The sequence below is a fragment of the Buttiauxella gaviniae ATCC 51604 genome (assembly GCF_001654835.1).
GTDB classification, from domain to species: Bacteria; Pseudomonadota; Gammaproteobacteria; order Enterobacterales; family Enterobacteriaceae; genus Buttiauxella; species Buttiauxella gaviniae.
On sequence record NZ_LXEP01000044.1, the window covers coordinates 1 to 18552 of the forward strand.

16 protein-coding genes and 2 pseudogenes are annotated in these 18552 nt (G+C 47.1%); 4 read left to right on the top strand and 14 right to left on the bottom strand.

Annotation, left to right across the window (positions count from 1 at the left end; translation table 11 throughout):
* Together M977_RS21060 and M977_RS21065 are read right to left on the bottom strand one after the other, a co-directional pair.
* On the bottom strand, positions 1–1383 hold a 1383-nt coding region (locus M977_RS21060; RefSeq protein ID WP_157092102.1), incomplete at its 3' end, for a hypothetical protein.
* 645 nt (positions 1384–2028) lie between these two features.
* A complete protein-coding gene (locus M977_RS21065) occupies positions 2029–2937 on the bottom strand; it encodes a LysR family transcriptional regulator (RefSeq protein WP_064518706.1) in 909 nt (302 codons plus the stop codon).
* Positions 2938–3058: 121 nt separating this feature from the next.
* Here M977_RS21065 and M977_RS21070 point away from each other — a divergent pair, with 121 nt between their 5' ends.
* Complete coding sequence (locus M977_RS21070; protein WP_064518707.1) at positions 3059–3988, top strand: alpha/beta hydrolase; 930 nt, start codon at positions 3059–3061, stop codon at positions 3986–3988.
* Positions 3989–4464: 476 nt separating this feature from the next.
* On the opposite strand, the gene M977_RS25885 is transcribed toward M977_RS21070, so the two are convergent.
* The 7 genes and pseudogenes from M977_RS25885 to M977_RS21105 all read right to left on the bottom strand — a co-directional run.
* Entirely contained in the window at positions 4465–4701 is a 237-nt protein-coding gene (locus tag M977_RS25885; RefSeq protein ID WP_342446880.1) for a GNAT family N-acetyltransferase, read from the bottom strand.
* Entirely contained in the window at positions 4671–5384 is a 714-nt protein-coding gene (locus M977_RS21075) for a MarR family transcriptional regulator (RefSeq protein ID WP_245163525.1), read from the bottom strand. Before M977_RS21075 ends, M977_RS25885 begins: the two co-directional genes overlap by 31 nt.
* Positions 5385–6443: 1059 nt before the next feature.
* Positions 6444–7673, bottom strand: coding sequence for an MDR family MFS transporter (locus M977_RS21085; protein ID WP_064518709.1), 1230 nt, complete (start codon positions 7671–7673; stop codon positions 6444–6446).
* A 15-nt stretch (positions 7674–7688) separates the two neighbouring features.
* Positions 7689–8450 carry a siderophore ABC transporter ATP-binding protein EitC gene (gene eitC, locus M977_RS21090; RefSeq protein ID WP_064518710.1) on the bottom strand — a complete coding sequence of 254 codons (762 nt, stop codon included), beginning with the start codon at positions 8448–8450 and terminating at the stop codon, positions 7689–7691.
* Positions 8450–9466 carry a FecCD family ABC transporter permease gene (locus tag M977_RS21095; protein ID WP_425339053.1) on the bottom strand — a complete coding sequence of 339 codons (1017 nt, stop codon included), beginning with the start codon at positions 9464–9466 and terminating at the stop codon, positions 8450–8452. The genes eitC and M977_RS21095 overlap by 1 nt, the downstream gene beginning before the upstream one ends.
* A 17-nt stretch (positions 9467–9483) precedes the next feature.
* A complete protein-coding gene (eitA, locus tag M977_RS21100; protein ID WP_064518712.1) occupies positions 9484–10485 on the bottom strand; it encodes a siderophore ABC transporter substrate-binding protein EitA in 1002 nt (333 codons plus the stop codon).
* Positions 10486–10558: 73 nt separating this feature from the next.
* A pseudogene (locus tag M977_RS21105) lies at positions 10559–10938 on the bottom strand (recombinase family protein); the annotation flags it as partial.
* Between M977_RS21105 and M977_RS25550 the strand changes: the two are divergent.
* The 3 genes from M977_RS25550 (at position 10894) to M977_RS21115 (ending at position 13060) form a co-directional block, all read left to right on the top strand.
* Entirely contained in the window at positions 10894–11229 is a 336-nt protein-coding gene (locus M977_RS25550) for a thioredoxin domain-containing protein (RefSeq protein WP_167351111.1), read from the top strand. The pseudogene M977_RS21105 and the gene M977_RS25550 overlap by 45 nt on opposite strands.
* 452 nt (positions 11230–11681) lie before the next feature.
* The gene (locus M977_RS21110) at positions 11682–12092 is read left to right on the top strand and encodes an Exc2 family lipoprotein (RefSeq protein ID WP_064518713.1); all 411 of its coding nucleotides are present in this window, start codon (positions 11682–11684) and stop codon (positions 12090–12092) included.
* Between the two features lie 689 nt (positions 12093–12781).
* On the top strand, positions 12782–13060 hold the full coding sequence (locus M977_RS21115) for a hypothetical protein (RefSeq protein ID WP_064518714.1): 279 nt from the start codon (positions 12782–12784) through the stop codon (positions 13058–13060).
* Here M977_RS21115 and M977_RS21120 read toward each other — a convergent pair.
* The 5 genes and pseudogenes from M977_RS21120 to M977_RS21140 all read right to left on the bottom strand — a co-directional run.
* Positions 13053–13633 (bottom strand): annotated as a pseudogene (locus M977_RS21120) (IS110 family RNA-guided transposase); the annotation flags it as partial. The gene M977_RS21115 and the pseudogene M977_RS21120 overlap by 8 nt on opposite strands.
* Positions 13634–13826: 193 nt before the next feature.
* Positions 13827–14444, bottom strand: coding sequence for a histidine phosphatase family protein (locus M977_RS21125; protein WP_064518890.1), 618 nt, complete (start codon positions 14442–14444; stop codon positions 13827–13829).
* Positions 14445–14682: 238 nt separating this feature from the next.
* The gene (locus M977_RS21130; RefSeq protein WP_064518715.1) at positions 14683–15204 is read right to left on the bottom strand and encodes a phospholipase D family nuclease; all 522 of its coding nucleotides are present in this window, start codon (positions 15202–15204) and stop codon (positions 14683–14685) included.
* A 267-nt stretch (positions 15205–15471) separates the two neighbouring features.
* Complete coding sequence (locus tag M977_RS21135) at positions 15472–16938, bottom strand: DUF1254 domain-containing protein (protein WP_064518716.1); 1467 nt, start codon at positions 16936–16938, stop codon at positions 15472–15474.
* Between the two features lie 57 nt (positions 16939–16995).
* The gene (locus M977_RS21140) at positions 16996–18480 is read right to left on the bottom strand and encodes a DUF1254 domain-containing protein (RefSeq protein ID WP_064518717.1); all 1485 of its coding nucleotides are present in this window, start codon (positions 18478–18480) and stop codon (positions 16996–16998) included.
* Positions 18481–18552: the final 72 nt, after the last annotated feature.

Below are 18552 nucleotides of genomic sequence, written 5' to 3' on the forward strand. Positions count from 1 at the left end.
CCACGAGGTATGCAGCATGGCCTTTATCTGACCTGGTGTTAAGGTCGCTATCTGTTGAGCGGTCAGTCCTTCATATTCCGTTTTGCTCAAACCACTAATAGTGGCATCAGAAAGCAGGGAAATATCTAACTTGCCAAACTGCTGAGAAGTTAATGCGTTCAGATGCGTTATAGCCGCAACCTGATCCGCCGTTAGCAGGGAAAGCATGTCATTGCTAAAAGAGGACATTTGAGCGGCGGTAAAACCACTGGCTGCCGCAGTGGGGATCCAGTCAATATGTTGCAATGCATTCATTTGTTCAGGGGTGAAGGTGGAAATCTGATGAGCGGTAAGATTAGCGTACTCAGTTACGGCCCATCCTCTGATCGCTGAAGCTGATATCCCCGATAAGTTTAATAAAGCAAACTGTTCACTACTTAATGTACTGATACCCTCGACAGCATTAACCTGAGCGGCAGTTAGTGCTTTCAGATGCGCATTATCGAGATTATTAAGGTCACCAATAAAAGCGATCTGATCTGGCGTTAACGCCAGCAATGCCGCAGTACTCAGTTTATTTATCTTGGCTGATGTGACTTCTTCAGTATGGATACTCGCCATCTGTTCAGCCGTGAAACCTACCATTGAAGAAGCCTGAACCTCGTCAACGTGTTTCATGACCTTAACCTGGTCGATGCTTAAGGTAGAAATTTGGTGTGCGGTGAGTCCGTTATATTGCACCGGGTTCATATTCGCGAAAAATGACGCGGGCAATTCAGAAATATTAAGTAGGCTAAACTGATTACTCGTCAACATGCTCAGATCGGTAATCGCAGAAACTTGATTTGCCAATAAAGACGACAGGTGGCCATCATTGAGTTGGTGAAGATTTTCCGCAGATATAACCGCAATATGGTCGCGATTCAGCGCAGCTAAATCAATTAACTTTATCTGGTTGAGCTTGTTAATCGGAATGCCACTGAAGGCTTCCGTGGTAAGATTGTTCAGCCAGGCGGAAGAATACCACTGGTAATTATCATTAATACCCGCCACCTGAGCAGCCGTTAACTGACCTAAATGTTCTTTATCAAGATTACAAAGGTTGTAGAAGGTCAAACGCGTCATTTGATCAGGCGTGATTGCTTTTGTCGCCGTACTATTGAGGTTATTGAGCCATTCCCCGGTGATGCTATAAAAATCAACGGCCAGTACTGGAATATGTTCAGCCGTAAACCCCGAAATCGCCTTGCCCGTCACCCAGTCTGGGTGTTTCATCTGCTGAATCTGTGGAACTGTCATCTGGCTGATAAAGTTGGCAGAGAGGGAAGCGTAATCGTCTTTCGTCCATGAACCAATGGCATTAAGGTCAGGTGTTGAGGCTACATTTTGATTCGAGTCGGGCACAGTTTTGCCTTTTGGTGGGATGAGTATTGGTTTTGCGTTAAATACAAAAGTGAATAGGATGCTAATTATTTATTTGACAGGAAATACATCCCTTTTTCGGTAAACATAAAGAGAGGTATCCAGGTTAATATTATCAACCTATGAATTTACCGAAAGCTTTATTTTAGTACACTCTTTCACCTGAAACAGGAAATATAGACATTGCGAAATTACCGCGCACTTACAATTCGAAATAAATTCTTACTATTGCAAACATCTTTGTTTTTTTTATGATCAATGGCATGTTAAAAATGAGGCTGTGATTTATAAATGTTAACGCCAATAAAGATAAGTGCATTGCAGTTGACAAAAAAATAACATTCAACAAGCAACCTCCATTAACCAAAATTACCCAATATTCACTCCGGCACCTATTTTTACATCGCTGGTCTGCTGTGATACTTAACCACGCATATTCTCTAAGATTTAGATAATTCGAGTCTTGGCCAACTTCTCTTTATATTGCTGTCTGAAAATATCGAAACCTACCAGGAGGCATTTCAGGCTTCTTCAAAACTCGGCGACATACCAACATCAACCAGATACATATTTTTCACTACACCGGCGCGAACAGCAGCGTTTGGGATATGTATGGATGGAAATTCCTTATTCCCAAGGTGATCCTTGCTCCCAGCTTTCAATAAGCAGGTCAATAAAAGAGCGGATTCGTGGTGATAAGTGTCGTTTGCTGGGATAAATCACCCGAATAGGTTCCGGAGGAAAAGGATATTCCTCAAGAACAGGCACCAATCTTCCACTACGCAAATCCTCGCCTAGCAAATAGGTGGGTAAGTGGACGATTCCGAACCCAGAAATAGCCGATGCACGCATGGCTTCAGAACTGTCGAGGTTAAGCCTGCCAGGCCCTTCATAAACAAAAGTGCCTTCCGGGGTCGCAAACCGCCAGCTGCGTCTCTTTTCTGCACTCAGAAGAAAGATAGTGTCATGCCCGGTTAAGTCTGCGGGTGTTTCTGGAACGCCCCGTGAGGATAAATACTCGGGTGATGCACAAGTGACAATGTGCTGCGAAGCAATTGTACGGGTAAGAATACGTGAGTCATCGCGAGGTTCACCGATGCGAATGGCAATATCAAAGCCTTCTTCAATAAGATCAACAAACCTGTCGCTAAAGGACACCTCCGCACGAAGTTCCGGCCACTTTTTCAGATAAACATCCAGAATGGGAAGGATATGGCGCTGCCCAAAAGAAAGCGGCGCACTCAGCCGGAGAGTCCCCGTTGGCTTACCCCTGCGCATGGCCATGGCGGCATCGACCTCTTCCAGGTCATCCAGTATCTGTCGGCAACGATCGAACATGACCCTCCCTTCATCGGTGAGACTCAGACTCCGTGTGGTACGGTTAAGGAGACGAACCCCCATACGCGTTTCGAGCCTGACAATACTCTTGCCAATGGCAGAACGTGTGAGCCCAAGAGAACCCGCGGCGTGGGTGTAACTCCCGGCTTTTACAGCCGCGACGAACGCGGCGATGTCACCAATGCTGTTGATCTCCATGCTTTATTTATCTCATCCAATACGGGCGATAAAGTACCCTAATATGGGAAGCACATTCCCCAAATGTTTATATATTATAGATTCCTGTTCACTTATAACGCAAATGCAAACAGGAATGACAATGCTGAATCAACAAACTAAGCAAGCCGTAAAAGAATGGTCTGAAAGTCTGGCCGGTCTGGGTCCAATCCTTACGGGTGAGGATACCGTAACGCCTATGAGTGAGGTGCGTGACGCCTACGCTCGGATGCTGGCTAAAAATCCCGCACCTGCCGGTGTCAGCTTTACTGAGGTTGATATGGGGGGCGTGCCGGGAACGCTGGTGACTCCTGACAACCTTGAAACAGATGCCATCGTGATGTACATCCACGGCGGGGCTTACATTGTCGGCGAATCGTCGGGCTATCACGGTATTGGTGGCAACTACGCCAGCATGCTGGGCGCACGGGTATACATGCCGGATTACCGTCTGGCGCCGGAGTATCCTTTCCCTACGCCCGTTACCGATACCGTTCGTGCGTATGAGTGGTTAATTGAACAGGGATTTGACGCCAGCAAAATCGTACTGGCAGGCGAGTCTGCGGGCGGAGCAATGGTGGTTACCGTTATGGTAGCTGCACGTAATAAAGGCCTGCCACTTCCAGCCGGCGGTGTTTCCATTTCCCCATGGGCCAACCTTGAGCACACGGGCGTCTCCATGACCAACCGGGAAGGTCTTGATCCTCTGAACACCAAGGCCGGTCTGGATTTCCTGGCACGTACCTTCCTGGGCGATGCTTTACCTAATCACCCAATGGCATCACCGGTGTTTGCCGATGTGACAGGTCTGCCGCCGGTGCTGGTTCAGATTGGAGAGAATGAACTGATGCTGAGCGACGCGATGCGGCTCGCAACTCATCTGGGTGATAACCGGGTTCGCGTAAATCTGGAAGTCTGGCCGGGTATGTTCCACGCCTGGCATTTCTTCTCCACGCTGCAGCCAGAAGCGGTGCAGGCTCTTGAGAGCTCCGTCGCCTTTATCAAGCAAGCTCTGCGGGATGCATCTAAGTAATTATCAATGATAATCGCTTAAAAAAGGGGCGCGTCTAATTGCGCCCATCAGAAGTAAAAATGACGGATTGATAGAAACAACTTTCTTTATATCCCGATCCTACCTAACGGCGTCTGCAACTATTTTTGTATTAGTTACACCTGCTTTTAATCAATTAAAACACCGTGGCGTTAGCAACGTCCGCTTCGGTACTTATCAGCCACAGGTTGATCTCTGTCAGCTATGAGCGAGGAATGGACATTGAGAAAACAACCATGCCCACTGTTATCAGTTGAAAATTTGGCTAAGTTCGTTGCGTTACCAAAAAGCCATATTCAGTGAATTGTACCGTGGCATTTGTCCCAAATATCCACATCATAAAGGATGGGAATTATAGAAATGCAGAATTATTGAATAAAACAAAGGGATTTTACCGGATAAGGGCAATAAGTGCGGCTATCCGATAAATCCATAATATGAGTTAGGCTTTTATCATGTTATAGCTTTTTGAGCATGCAGATTCCGCAGCTATTATGGCCTGTATCGCCTAGTCTTTTGGCGAGATGACGAAAGCCGAAAATTTCATAAAGACGAACGGCATCCTTCAGCTCGTCAAGCGTTTCGAGATAACAGGACTGATAACCCATGGCAGCAGCCTGAGTCATAATGAAGGAGATCATTCGTCTGCCCATCCCCATTCCTTTTACATCACTGCTGAAAAAAAGCTTCTGCATTTCGCAAATGCCATCTTCACCAGCCAGCGGAGCGATACCCCCCCCCCAACAATTTTTCCCATGGACTCAACAACCCAGTATCTTGCTTCAGGCTTATTGTATGCCTCACTTAAATGGTCGAGTTCGGGATCGTGGAGGCTCACACCCTCCAGATGATCGATTTTATTCTCCCGAAAACTGTTGCGTATGATCTCTGCTATAGCGGCATTATCTCTAGGCTCAATGGGCCGAAGGGTCATTCCTGCTTCACGTTGACGACGTGCGTTTCGAAGGCTACCGGAGAATTGCATGATAGTTTTAAGGAATTCCTGTACCTCCTGGTCTGAGGATGAGGCAAGAGCCTCCTCAGTAAACCTATCGGCATTTTCTTCCAAATATAAAAGCCGTTGCTTTCCTGAATCGCTTAACCGAAATGTTGAAGCTCTGCCGTCCTGACCATCATATTCTCTCAGTAAATATCCTGCTTCAATCAGGGTGCGGAGTGTACGACTCATGCTCGCTTTCTCAACGCAGAGCTTAGTTGCCAATTCTGTTGCACCGGAAGGTTTACTATTCAGTTCAATCAAAATATGGCTCTGAAGGGGAGATAATTCAGTTCCGCTGCTTTTACGACTGAGCATACCCAGCTCTCGGACCATTTCACGTAATGCTGAACGAAACGGTCGTACTTCATTTTTTTTCATAAATCTTGCCTGCATTGAATGATAGAGGCTAATCATACATAAACTAGTTAACAGTGTTAACTAGTTTATGTATGATGATCGAACATTAGCAAACAGGCTACTCGTTATGAATTTTTCAAAATGTAATGACAAGGTTCTTCGCAGGATCGTTTTAGTGACTACCGTTACAATGCTGTCAAGCTATGCGATGGTTCTGCTGTATCACTTTTTATCGTGAAACCCTGAATTATCTATAGGGGATATGTCGGTCTGATGATGCGCGAATTCATCAGCGCGATGAGAAAAAAAGGCAGGCAATCAATCCACCTCGCATCATGTTGGGCCCAACAAGAAATTCGGCTACGCCTATATCAAGCTTTCTGAGTCAGAGCATGGCGGCATGAAATGATCATGATGCTTTAGCTTGGCATTCCTGCAGGCAGATTGGCCTGCTTTCTAAACGCATTATGTCCGCTGTTGGCACGCAGCAGCCGTTCTGACCAAAACTCGTCATAAGAAGGGAGTTATGCGCAAATTTTGTTGACGATGGTGAAGTGATTAGCAAACGGGTAGTCAAGTCACATGCAATTACGCACAGAATGCAGGTGAGTCGCTTAAGTTGTAGATATCGCCCCCCCAAGATTCCTGCCCGATTTTTATGGCCTGATATAGAGTAAGAAAGCTTATTAAATACAATAAAAATAAGTAGCTAAACGACCAAGAAGCTTCTCAGTCAAATGATAGCATCATGGAACATGAAGTTCTGGAGGGGTGTGCTCGTGTGAAACATCATGACATTTGAACAGAAATATAGGTTGAGCAACCTGCGGACCGAACAAGTCGCGGCATTTATTGAATCGAGCTTAACAACTACAGGAAGTATGGAAATTGTCGAATGCAAAAATCTGGAAAAACCACCATATACCTTGGACGCCTTCTCTCTCAAGGCGTTACAATTTTTCTACATTTAAATCCTGCGTGGGTATTGCGTTACGATGAGATAAGTCATTAGTGCAGAAAAACCATCCCTACACCTTTTCATTCTGGAAAACTGGCCGTCACAAGCCAGTTTTTTTATGTCTATTTTCGCATAGGCCGACAAATCACAACCATTGCTATCGCGCTACAGAACGGAAAAAATGCCAATTGTAGCCACGGGAAAATGGCCTTATAGGAAGGAGTCAACGCGTCGTCAAGTTGGTTGCCCAGAAGGAAATTTCCCGCCAGTACCGCACATCCCCCAGCGGAGGCAAGCGCGCCATAGTGTGCGCCCAGCGTCGATTCGTTAGCGAACCACGGAATCAAATCTTTCACTGAAGGCACCAGCAGCATTTGCCCCAAGGTCAGTAACGTAACAAAACACACCGAAGGCAAAAGCCGTAGTGCGTTTTCTGGCGCAGGGGTGGCGGCAAACAGCGCGACGCTAAGAAATGAGACAGAAATAAGCAGAAAACCCACGGGCAGGATGCGCACGGCACCGATGCGGCGAGCCAAACGTGCCAGTGGTAGTTGTAGGATAATAACCAGCAGCGATGCCAGCATAAACAACGGGCCAAGATCTTTCTCGCTACCACCGGCACGTTGGATTTCCACCGGCAGCGCAAAATATAACTGGTTATAGCTTAACAGCCAGGAGCCATAGGCAATAATAAAGGCGACAAACCGTAGATTATGGAATGTCGTCCACCACGGAAGGATGTGTAGTGTCTGTTTCCTGTCATGCGTAGGAGGGAGGGAGAAAAACAACACCACCAGTGCGACGACGAAGACACCCGCACCCGCCAGCACAACCTGACGAAAACCTAACCCTGTCAGCAATGCCCCCGCCACTGGCCCAAGTACGGCCCCCAGCTCTCCACAAACCGCAAACAACGCAAACCATTCCGCCCGGCTACGTTTCCCCCTTAATTCGCTTTGCGTTCCAGCCTTTGCCAGTAAAGCTTCGATTGATGGAGAAAACAGTGCACCACCGATGCCAGTAAGACAGGCGCCAATGATAATCGGATAGAGTGACTGCCCAAATGCCAGTAGCAGATAGCCCGCCACACGGACAATACAGCCGCTGAGGATAACGATACGTGCGCCGTAGCGATCAGACAAAGCGCCGCCAACAATAAACATGCCTTGCTGCGAAAACGTTCGCAAACCTAATATCAGCCCGATGAGTCCGCCGGACAGCATCATATCGTCGCGTAAAAACATGGCCAGAAACGGTACCACCGCGTAAAAACCAATATTAAAAACAAACTGGCTGCCCAGTAACACAGGCGGCCAGGGCTGAGTGACTGACCGCAGATTTGGCAAAGGCATACTAATGACCTGGTCTTAAGCGATGTAGTGGATATGTTTTTTTCCGTGGAAGGGAGAAATTTCAATCTTAGTCTCTACCCTGAACACATCCCAAAGCAGTGACTCTGTGAGGATCTCGTGCGGGCGACCCGCGGTGACGATCTGCCCCTCTTGCATCACAATCAACGCGTCGCAGAACATGGAGGCGTGGTTGAGGTCATGAATAGCCACAATGCTGGTCACTGGCAGTTCGCTGACGAGTTTCATCAACTGTATCTGATGATGAATATCCAGATGGTTGGTGGGCTCATCAAGGAGGATCTCCGTCGGCGATTGTGCGAGAGCTCGTGCAATGTGAACACGCTGGCGCTCACCGCCCGATAAACTCTGCCACCCCTGTTCGCTTTTGCTAAGCATATCCACGCGCTGGAGCGCGGCGGTGACAGTATCGTCATCTTGCGTGCTCCAGTTAGAGAACGGAGAGTGATGGGGAATACGCCCCAGCTTGACCACGTCGACAACGCGCATATTTGCCTCGGTCATACCGTGCTGCTCCACAAATGCGACCCGCCGTGCCAACTGTTTTTTGGCAATCCGGGCGATGTTTTGCCCATCCAGCGTGACAGCACCTGAGTTGGGGTGTCGTAATCCTGCGAGGATACGCAGCAGTGATGATTTACCGCAGCCGTTAGGACCCAGTAGACCGACTGTTTCTCCGTTCGCAACGCTCAACGAGACGTTGTTGACGATGGTTTTTTGACCCACCCTCCAGGTAATATTTTCAGCGGCGATACTCATCATTTATTCCTTGAGCGGTAGATAATAACGGCAAAGAACGGTACGCCAACCAGTGCGGTGACCACGCCGACCGGAAGACTTTGCGGGGCGATTAATAAGCGCGAGGCTATATCGGCCAGCACCATCAAAATGGCGCCAGCCAATGCGCTGGTGATAAGCAACTTGCGATGCATCGGCCCAAAGAAGAAGCGCATGACATGCGGAACGACCAACCCCACAAAGCCGATGGAACCGGCCATGCTGACGATAGTGGCAGTGATCAATGCCGTGATGGTGAACAGGATTAAGCGAACCCAGGGAACGGCGATGCCCAAAGAGGCGGCCGCATCATCACCAAAAGTAAAAGCATCCAACGCACGAGAATAGTAAAGGCACACTGCAAGCCCTACCAACACGACGACCAGAACAAGTTGAAACTCAGGCCATCTCACGCCGCTGAAACTGCCCAATAACCAGAACATTACGTCGCGCGCCTGTTGGGCGCTCGCGGATGTGCTGATGGTATAAGCGGTAATAGCGTTGAAGAGCTGTGACGCAGCAACACCCGCCAGAATGGTGCGTTCATTGCCGCCGCGCGCGCCATTGGTCAAAAAAGCAACAAAAACAAAGGCGGCAAATGCCCCCGCAAATGCTCCGGCAGATAGCGACACCGCACCGGTTCCTATGCCCAATACGACCACGGAAACCGCGCCAGTTGAAGCGCCCGCAGAAACGCCGAGCACATAAGGTTCTGCCAGCGCATTCTTCAGCAAACTTTGCAGTACCGCACCGCAGATAGCCAACCCGGCACCGCAGCAGGCCGCAACAAGCGCACGGCTCAGGCGAAAATCCCAAATCACACTTTCGTGAATGCGGCTCAGAGGCACCTCTGTCAGTCCGAGTTTATTGCTAATGGCGTAGAACACGGTTCGCAGCGGGATAGAAAGCTCACCCACGCTGACGCCAATTGCGATCACCAGGAATAACAACACCACTGAAAAAATACTCGACGCTCCTAGCAGAAACGTCTGTTTCATCGGCTGTGCCACTGCGGTCATTTATTGAGTCCCAGACTTTTGAGCTGTTCGCCAACTTGTTCAGCACCATAGATTGTGCGAATAGTTGGGTTCATCGCCTGGCCGTCCATCACGACTATGTGACCTTTTTTCACCGCATCTAATTGACTAACAGCAGGATCGGCATTGAGGAATTTAATCTTTTCTTCCGCGTTATCAAGTGCCCAACGATTTCGGTCAAGGCTTGAAACAACAATCACATCGGGATTCGCGGCAATGATGCTTTCCCAACCGACCGTAGGCCACTCTGTTTCTGAGGTGATGGCGTTATGGCCGCCCAACACATTCGCGATAAAACCAGAAGCGCTGTTCTTGCCGCCGACATAGGCGTCAGAGGAGGGGGAAGAGCTTGAGAACCAGAACACAAACGAAAGGTCTTTTTTGTTTTTTCCGAACGTCTGGCGAAGATCTGCTTCGCGTTTTTTAAAATCGGTAATTAACGCCTGGCCGCGATCTTCGACATTGAAGATTTTCGCGAAGTCATCAATCTCTTTATAAAGGAATGTCATGTCCCACAGTTTTTGGCGGCTACCGTACATATCGCCAATATCTTTTTTGGTTGCGCACATACCAGGTGACATATAGCTATTTACGCCAACGGTGGCGAGATCTTCGCGCTTGGCGACTTTACTTTCTGGGCCGAGCAGCAAAGGCAGTTGTGCGGGAACAAAATCAGGGTTTTGAGCAAGGATGGATTCAAGCGTCGGTATCTCAACCGTCAGTAGTTTTATTTTTGCATTCTGTTGAGCGAGTTGCGGAAGAACTTTAGTCGGCCAAAACGCACTGGCAGCTATCTTATCCTGCAACCCTAATAGCAGCAGGATTTCGACGGTGTTTTGACCCAGAGCGACGACGTGCTCAGGGGCTTTGGTAAACGTCTCTTTATATCCACAATTTTCAATCGTTAGAGGATACGTCGTCGCCAAAGCTGAACTAACCGAAGTGAGCACCATTCCTAACGCGCAGATGACCTTTTTCATTTAACATTACTCTTTAACTGAGTGAATTTCGAATGCGAAAACGCAATGATAATGAAAATCATTTATTAAGCGATCAAAATCTACGGTTTACCTGTGGAAACATGTCTTCAATACGGGAGTATGGTTTCCGGGTGGTATTAAATTCCCGCGCAATGGCGCTGATATTGATCCCAGTGTTAATCCGTGCAATTACCGTAATTTGCTGTTCATCATTCAGTACTGAAGGACACCCAAACCGTTTTCCGGCTGCTTTTGCTCGCGTGATACCAGAGTGCGTACGCTCAAGCTGCAAATCTCTTTCAAATTCCGTCACAGCAGAGAGGACCTGCATGGTCATTTTCCTGTCGGGCTGGTCAGATCCACCCCGCCCAGGGCTAGGCAATGAACGCGAATATCTGAAGCAGCCAGTTGTTCCACAGTTTTTCTGATATCCATCGCAATACGTCCCAGACGGTAAGGTATCGCAACGGTATTTACCATATCGGGAATATCGAAGGGGCGCTTACGCTGGATGATATTTCTCAGGCTACCCGGGCAGCTTTGGGTAAAAAACCGTTCCCGGAGGGCGATCAGATGGCCGCAATTGCGCGAAATGATGAACTGGCCCGCACGCTGGGTCTGACCGGGACACCGGGTCTTATCGTGATGCCGGTCAGACAGGCCACGCCGAAAAACATCACGGTGTTTCCCGGCACAGCCACGGTCGAACAACTGAAAGCCGCCATCGATAAAGCCCGACAGTAAAATCTGAAAGGAGCGAAGGTGCAAAATGAGACATTTAGATATTCTAGAAGCCTAACCCCGGACAGGATTAATCCTCCTCCTGAAAGGCCTGTAAAAATGAGTATTCTAAACTGGCGAAAAATGTAATTTCAGGTAGGAGATGTTCCAGTGAAATAGATAAAAATAATGTAGGTTATAGATTACTTCCAGGGTTGTTTTGCTTTATCAGTGGCAACGCTTATAACCCTATCAGCATTATTATATTTCCATAACGTCTCATGTCATGCCCTTGAGGATAAGACCGTGATGATTATGGCTGTACGCCATTTCCGGGAAAACGGTTGTCCATAAATGTACTTTTCAGCCTGATAGGATATGTCTCTATATACACAATAAAAAATTTATCGGCGTCATTTACTTCTTTGGTAATCCATACTTATTATGTGGTTATGTTTATAACTATTGGAAATAACATGCGCTTATTAAAACAGCTTTTGCCTGTCATCATTACGTCATTGTTGTTAAATGCCTGCAGCAGTCAGCAAACTAGTGTAGACAAAAATGCCCGTCATGCTGTCAGTCGCGTGGCCAAAATTCATTTTGATCCCAATTCCCGACTACAAACTGCGGACAGCATCAAGGTCATGAAGCCCCTGTTGCAGCAGTTCTATGACCAGGGGAAAAAAGACCACTCCGATGGACTGACGCTTGCTCAGGCACGTCAGAGGGCGGAGAATTTTAAATGCCCAGGAGTAATAACGAGCTCCGAAAAAACGACAATTCTGGGGCAAACATTTGAGGCAGATGAGCCAGCAAAACAAAGCCAGATAGTTCTCGACACTGCTATTACCACATACTGGGATGGATATAACGGACGTCCCTGAACCCTGTGGGAATATTTCAGGAAAACAAATGAAAGACTGGGGCGGAAATACAAGAAAGGGGCCGGTTATCGAGCTAAAGCGTATGCTCGGGTAATTGTTCTTATACTTCAGTTCCAGTATTTTCCGATGTTCTTGGATAACGTTCTACTCGTAGATAAATGGCCAAACGGCTTGTTTAAATTCAGTACCTGCCTGACACCAGGCACGTGTGCGGCTTGTAGGATGGAGGTGAGAAACGCTTGGCTCAACGCAATAAGTGGATATACAGCCGGGAGAAGTGAGCGACATTACCTCCGCTCGTTGGGATTTATGTTCCCCTTTATAAACGCCAGTGTTCATGTGTTTATTTCTCTATCTGTATTTACATAGAGTGTAAAACCATTCTGGTTATAATAAAAATCAATATCAAAACGTGATGTTTCTCTATTATATGAAGATAATGTCAAAATAAAAAGCTTATTAGATACGTCCAAAAATACATATAAATTTACCTTTTCCATGGTTTATGTGTATGCAATAGTTTTGAACGTACTTTTTGTACACATTCATCGAGAGAGATTATATGCCAGATATCAGAGAATTTAATTAGTTAGTGGTGGAAGCAGTACCGGATCGCAGTCAGGCGGTAAGAATTATTGATGCTTTGACAAAGCAAAGAGGTATAAATTAATGCCTTTATGGAGATGATGATGGTGAAATATATTGTTTTTATAAAAAATGATGAATCAAAAGTAATCTCAAAAGCAATCCCAAAAATGTCTGTTACACATTCAGTTGCTCAGGAGATGAAACAACAAGGTTTCAGAAGGCATTTTGTTGAAGTAGAGGCTGAAAATGAAAAAGAAGCCATTAATAAACTAAATGAACATAATAATGGTTATTTAAATTCATTAGGCGAGTTTTCAGGGAGTATGGTTATCATATCTTCCATAGTGATTATTATGGCTTTGATTTATTGGTTTGTTTAATCTGCTCAACAAGATAATTATAATGCTGTTGTAATTTCAGCAATAACTGGCTGAGATAAAGTGGCAACCTACTGTCCTCAAGAATGGTACCCAGTCGGCTAAAAATGCTGATTCTCGTGGAACGCTGATGCCAAATCCCAACAGAAAAGCATGCATCTGATTGGTTGTTTTTACCTTATCCTGAACCAGGGGTTCACGGACACGATGCACAGCCCGCATTGCCTGCTGAGATTCCGTTCTGGGTTGCACAAAACGCATAGACGGACGCGATGCAGCTTCACAAATAGCTTCGGCGTCGACAAAGTCGTTTTTGTTACTTTTAACGAATGGACGGACCAATTGTGGTGATTTCAGCTTTGGAAAATTCCCCAACTCTTCCAACTTGCGTGCCATAAAGTGAGAGCCTCCGCAGGCTTCCATTGCGATGGTTGTAGGGGGGCATGTCGCCAAAAATTCGATTAACTTTGGCCGGATAATTTTTTTACAGTAAACCGCCTTCCCGCGACGATCCTGGCAATGAATATGGAAAGAGTTTTTAACCAGATCGATACCAATGAGCGCAATATTTTCCATGATAGTTCTCCGAATGAAAGCCTATCCTCAGCATAGTAGTACCGGAGAGGAGGGAGTGAGCATCTCATTAAATATCCTACGTTAAGGGCGTTTCTTAAGCAGACATGACAGACAGCTATGAGCGAGGAGCAGACGTTGTGTTTGAATCAGGATAGCTCAGGTCGGATGGGCCTTGCAGGATTAAAGGTAACGACTATTTCAGGTGACGTAAGTGTGTAGCAATCCCCCATCTGAGTGCGACACATCTTCCATTTATCAGTTCGAAAACGGAGTAACTCGCATTGGGTTGTGCATACCTGGGGAAATCATCGACAACCCCTCCTTTTAGAATCGCAAGAACACCCTGACTGACGTGTCCGTGAGACACGATACATATTGTTTGATGAAGTCGTGTTTCTTCCAGATTGTATAAAAAACGCATAATTCGCTGAGAAGCGTGTGAGAGAGATTCACCACCTGGTGGACAATACTCTGCATCAAGATTGAATAGCGCATTTGCATCGTTCGGATGGTATTTAAGGAACTGTGCTGATGACATTCCTTCAAACTGACCAAATGCCTGTTCTTTAAGGGCCGGTTCAGCCATCAATGGGCAACGAAAGCATTCAGCTAGGCTCTGTCCCATTTGCCTGGCACGCTCAAGCGGAGAAGCGTAAACACATTCTACCCGGTAATCACTTGCACCAAATGCTGCCAGTAGGGCTGAGGTTTGATGCAACCCCCGATGGGTTAACTTGCTATCACTCTGCCCCTGAATAATTCCTCTCACATTCCACTCTGTTTCCGCGTGTCGAACAAATATCACTTTCATCGTAAGAGGGCCATGCATCTTGTTGATTTAAAATCTTTCAGACCAAACGTACCTGACTGATGTAGTTGTTCTGGGCGAAAAATATGAACAAGTGTAGTTGAATGCGGTTATGGTCAGCCTCAGAAGTGATGCTTTGAAAGTAGATAACGTCCGCTCCTGGCACGAAGCCGCCTGAGGTTAGAACTCAGTCAGCTATGAGCGAGGAACGGACCTCAAAGGCCGTTAGCGTGGAGAGTAGCTAACCCTGATTTTTATGTTCGAAGGGTTCAGATATCGCCCATCGGGATGCAAAATGTTCCTGATACTGAGAAACGATGTGTGGCATGTTTTTAATAACGATGACATTCTCACTATTGTTGTACTCTGCTGATTTGGCGTAATTAAATGAGCCTGTCTCTACGGTTGAACCATCAACAATCATCATCTTGTCGTGCTGAATATGATAATGCCCATCAATTCGCAGCTCTGCTCCATGCCGAGTAATATCACGCATTGCAGCCAGTGATGTACTACCTTTGTTTCGACGTTTATCAATAACTACTTCTACTCGAACGCCTCGCTTGTGAGCTGCATCCAGTGCAGCAACAATATCTTTAGCCTGGAATGCATATGCAACCATTTGGATAGAAGAATGTGCTGCATTGATGCTATCCAAAACCAGCTTTTGCGCACTACCCTCGGGAGAAAAACCCACTTCAATTGAAGGAGCAGCAGAAGCTGTCCCAGCAATGATGAGCAGTAAAAAGGCCAGTTTATTCATGGGGATAGTTCTCAGTGAGTATTCGATACGTCTCAGGATTTCTCAGAGTGGATCTGTTGCTTCAGTGATGAGGACATCAATCATACTCTCAACGTCCGCTCCTTGCACGAAGCCGCCTAGAGGTTAGAACTCAGACAGCTATGAGCGAGGAACGGACTTTCCTCTTCAAGATCGTCCACTTCACAGTAGACAAGCTGGCTTTATCCAGCCTGTCTTAAAACGGTAGGTAGATGTTGCGACCAGCATTAAGGCTAACTGACTGAAAAGTTACTGCCCCTTCTCAATTCCTGGGGGCTGCCAGCTGCCATCCAGAATCGCTTTTTCTCCCCAATAGGCGCGTATGTAAAGAGAAATGATGCCCTCCGGTGCCGGTAACCAGTTGGTCTCTTTGTCTTTTCCTGGTGAAGAGTGGCTGATGTACAGCGTAAGTGAACCGTCACTATTGTATTTCAGGTCCTGATTCTTGGTGCCCAGCGAGAAACGGTTAAGTTCATTCGGGCTGAAAAGATGGCGTTGGTTATACAACGTCAGGGACCAGAACCCTTTTACTGGCGGCAGTTGGCCCTTAGCAAAGGTTACTGTATAGCTCTGTTTACCATCGAGCTGAGCGCCAGTTGCATCGTTGTCGGTATAAAAATACTGCGTTTCATCGGGCTTGTTATCGAACATATTCGACTTTGATGTGCCGGTGCGATTGTAATAATCCACACCAAACTCAGCATTATTCTTCGAACGGTTCCAGCCGTTGCCTGCCGGTACGCCGTTATTTTTCCATTTGAAGAAGTCGGCAATCACTGTTTTATCCGTCTGCTCGGCAGCCTCATTCATCCACTTGCGTATCTGAGGATCTTTTTTACCGACGTCAACCAAATGCCGAAACTGCGCATATTGCGCTTCTTCGCCAGGCAACGGCGGAACCTTTTTCAGCACATTATCCAGTTGGTCGAAAAATTTATCCGGGACGACCCATTTTACTTCACCCGCTTCCGGATCAGGCTTGTCTCCGATAGCAGGGATTTTGGTGTAATCAAACGTCTTCATTTTACCGTCGAACTCACTGAGGGGATAAGACATCACTCCGCTGATAGAAGGCTGAATGGCAGCACGGTCCTCTTTTGTATCGTCCATTTGAATGCGGGGGATCATGTTTGCCATTTCAGTGGAAGAATGAATAACCCCATTGATGCCTTTCGGTGTTTCTCCTTTCCACTCGGGCCCGACAAGTAAATAAAAGCCCGGTTTAGTGCCGTACGGCTTACCCATATTGGCAATCTGATCGGTTCGGGCATTGTAGATGGCATAAACCCAGAAACGATCGCCAAAATCGGGTACCTGAATAACAATTGGGCCATTCTCTAACGCATAGAATCCCAGACCATAGGCTACATCCTGATTCGGGCAGGTGACGAATGTCTCTTCAGGTTTAATGTAATCCGTCAGCATACTGAGCTGACCCATGGGGGCTACGGGAACCATCCCGCCATTTAACGCCGGGTAAGGTGCCTGAGTGATTGTCATGCGGCGGTTGAACTGGTTCACCATCGCATAGCCCCAGATATATGCCTGCTGGGCTACAGCTTTTACATAGGATTCCGGCATAGTGACATCCGGAGCAGGTTGGGTGAGTGCGTCAAATTTCTCGGGGTGTTTAATCGTTAGTGGGGCAGATTGCGCCGAAGCTCCCGTATTAATAACCAGTGATGCAATGACTAATGCCAGATAATTAAATTTCACATTCACATCCTCATATCACGTCAAAATATCCGCCGTAGTGAAAAGTCCACCGGCCGCTTATTTCGTTACCTGGACCACATCATCAGGTATCCATGTCTGGTCGTAGAAGGCATCCTCGGTGCCATAAAGACGAAGCGCTACCAGGAAATTACGTCCAGCAAGCGTTTTGATAAACGCGTTGTCACTCACACCTTCAGGTTTGTTAGGGCCGAACCAGATGTCAATCGAGCCATCAGGGTTTTTAGGGAGGTCGTAATAGCCGTTGGTGGAAGGAAGTAACTGATCTGTTTCCGGCATAGTGCCATCGGTGATGTTGTAGGCCGTGACAGCCCAGAATAGTGAAGCTGGCGGGTTCGGTGGGAGATGTAATTTATAAGTATTACCTCCGTCGAGGAACTTACCTTCCTTATCTTTAGTCGTGTACGGATATTTTGAACCCGCCCCGGTGGTATGCATTACCATGGCGGCGGCGCTGGAGTATGCAATCTGGAAGAAGGCCGCCCGCTGGTTTTTATCCAGGGTGCCATATTGCATCCATTCAGCCGTTGCACCAGCCCAGGAGTTTTCATACTGACGGTCTTTATAGTAGAGCTGACGGTTGTCATCGCGGCCCAGTTGTCGCCGGGCCAGGATCATCTTCGGCGCGGTTTCGACGGCCTGCTTCAGTAACTCTTTTTGTTTATCTGTCGGTGCAAAAGGCTTGCCTTTGACGATACCAATACTTAGCAATGCACTACGCGTGTCTTCAGGAATTGCAGTGAGGGGCTCGTAATCAACAAAGGTTTTCAGCTTCGTCCAGAACTCATCGTCAACCGGGTACATCATCGTTACCCGTTTGCCACTGGCATCCGGGAATTGCATAGGCTTGACGTCTTTTTCAACGTCCCATAGCGGATAAATTCGGGTTGTTTCAGCATTCTTCACCGCCGGAGTAGGATCGGGTTTACCGTCACCTTTACCCATTACCGTCCTGAAGAACAGGAACACATTATAAGTTGAGGACTTGAAAGTGAAATAACCCTGAGGCACCGGGCCGTCATAATCAGGGGGAAGTAAAAGATATAGCCCTCCGCGAGCACGGTCCGGACCAATGGCCCCTACGTCAGTAATCGTTTTCTGGAAGAAGTCGGTGAACATGCCGATGACATTGGCTGGGGCTTTAATCACCAGAGGACCGGTTTTTTTCAGGTCCAGATAGCTCATGGAATAAATGACATCGCCATTGGGTGTAGGAACTACGGCGCGGCTGTCCATTCTCTCTTTCCAGATGGGTAACACGTTATACCCGCTGCCAAAGGCTGCTTCAGAACCATCCCGTAAACCAATTGTATTGAGCAAAGGTAACGAAGCGATGTAGGCCTGGATAGCATCCTGGTAATAAAGGTCATTACTCAGATTTTGTGCCTCGTCCGCAGGTAACCAGTTACCGTTATTCAGCTGTTTTATCAGCGGGGACTGAGGGGCGGAAGAGTCTTGCGCCATCACGGGTGAAGAGGCGAAAAGACAGGCAATAATCAATGAAGCGATCGGTTTTTTGTTCATGTAACCTCACAAAAGGAAGAAGGATGCCTACTAACATGATAGAAGCCGAAATTTACTCTATGAATATAAATG

Excerpts from the sequence above, each read along its gene's own strand:
- M977_RS21065 (WP_064518706.1), bottom strand. The coding sequence starts at position 2,937 with ATGGAGATCAACAGCATTGGTGACATCGCCGCGTTCGTCGCGGCTGTA.
- M977_RS21070 (WP_064518707.1), top strand. The coding sequence starts at position 3,059 with ATGCTGAATCAACAAACTAAGCAAGCCGTAAAAGAATGGTCTGAAAGT.
- M977_RS25885 (WP_342446880.1), bottom strand. The coding sequence starts at position 4,701 with ATGCAGAAGCTTTTTTTCAGCAGTGATGTAAAAGGAATGGGGATGGGC.
- M977_RS21075 (WP_245163525.1), bottom strand. The coding sequence starts at position 5,384 with ATGAAAAAAAATGAAGTACGACCGTTTCGTTCAGCATTACGTGAAATG.
- M977_RS21085 (WP_064518709.1), bottom strand. The coding sequence starts at position 7,673 with ATGCCTTTGCCAAATCTGCGGTCAGTCACTCAGCCCTGGCCGCCTGTG.
- eitC (WP_064518710.1), bottom strand. The coding sequence starts at position 8,450 with ATGAGTATCGCCGCTGAAAATATTACCTGGAGGGTGGGTCAAAAAACC.
- M977_RS21095 (WP_425339053.1), bottom strand. The coding sequence starts at position 9,466 with ATGAAACAGACGTTTCTGCTAGGAGCGTCGAGTATTTTTTCAGTGGTG.
- eitA (WP_064518712.1), bottom strand. The coding sequence starts at position 10,485 with ATGAAAAAGGTCATCTGCGCGTTAGGAATGGTGCTCACTTCGGTTAGT.
- M977_RS21110 (WP_064518713.1), top strand. The coding sequence starts at position 11,682 with ATGCGCTTATTAAAACAGCTTTTGCCTGTCATCATTACGTCATTGTTG.
- M977_RS21115 (WP_064518714.1), top strand. The coding sequence starts at position 12,782 with ATGGTGAAATATATTGTTTTTATAAAAAATGATGAATCAAAAGTAATC.
- M977_RS21125 (WP_064518890.1), bottom strand. The coding sequence starts at position 14,444 with ATGAAAGTGATATTTGTTCGACACGCGGAAACAGAGTGGAATGTGAGA.
- M977_RS21130 (WP_064518715.1), bottom strand. The coding sequence starts at position 15,204 with ATGAATAAACTGGCCTTTTTACTGCTCATCATTGCTGGGACAGCTTCT.
- M977_RS21140 (WP_064518717.1), bottom strand. The coding sequence starts at position 18,480 with ATGAACAAAAAACCGATCGCTTCATTGATTATTGCCTGTCTTTTCGCC.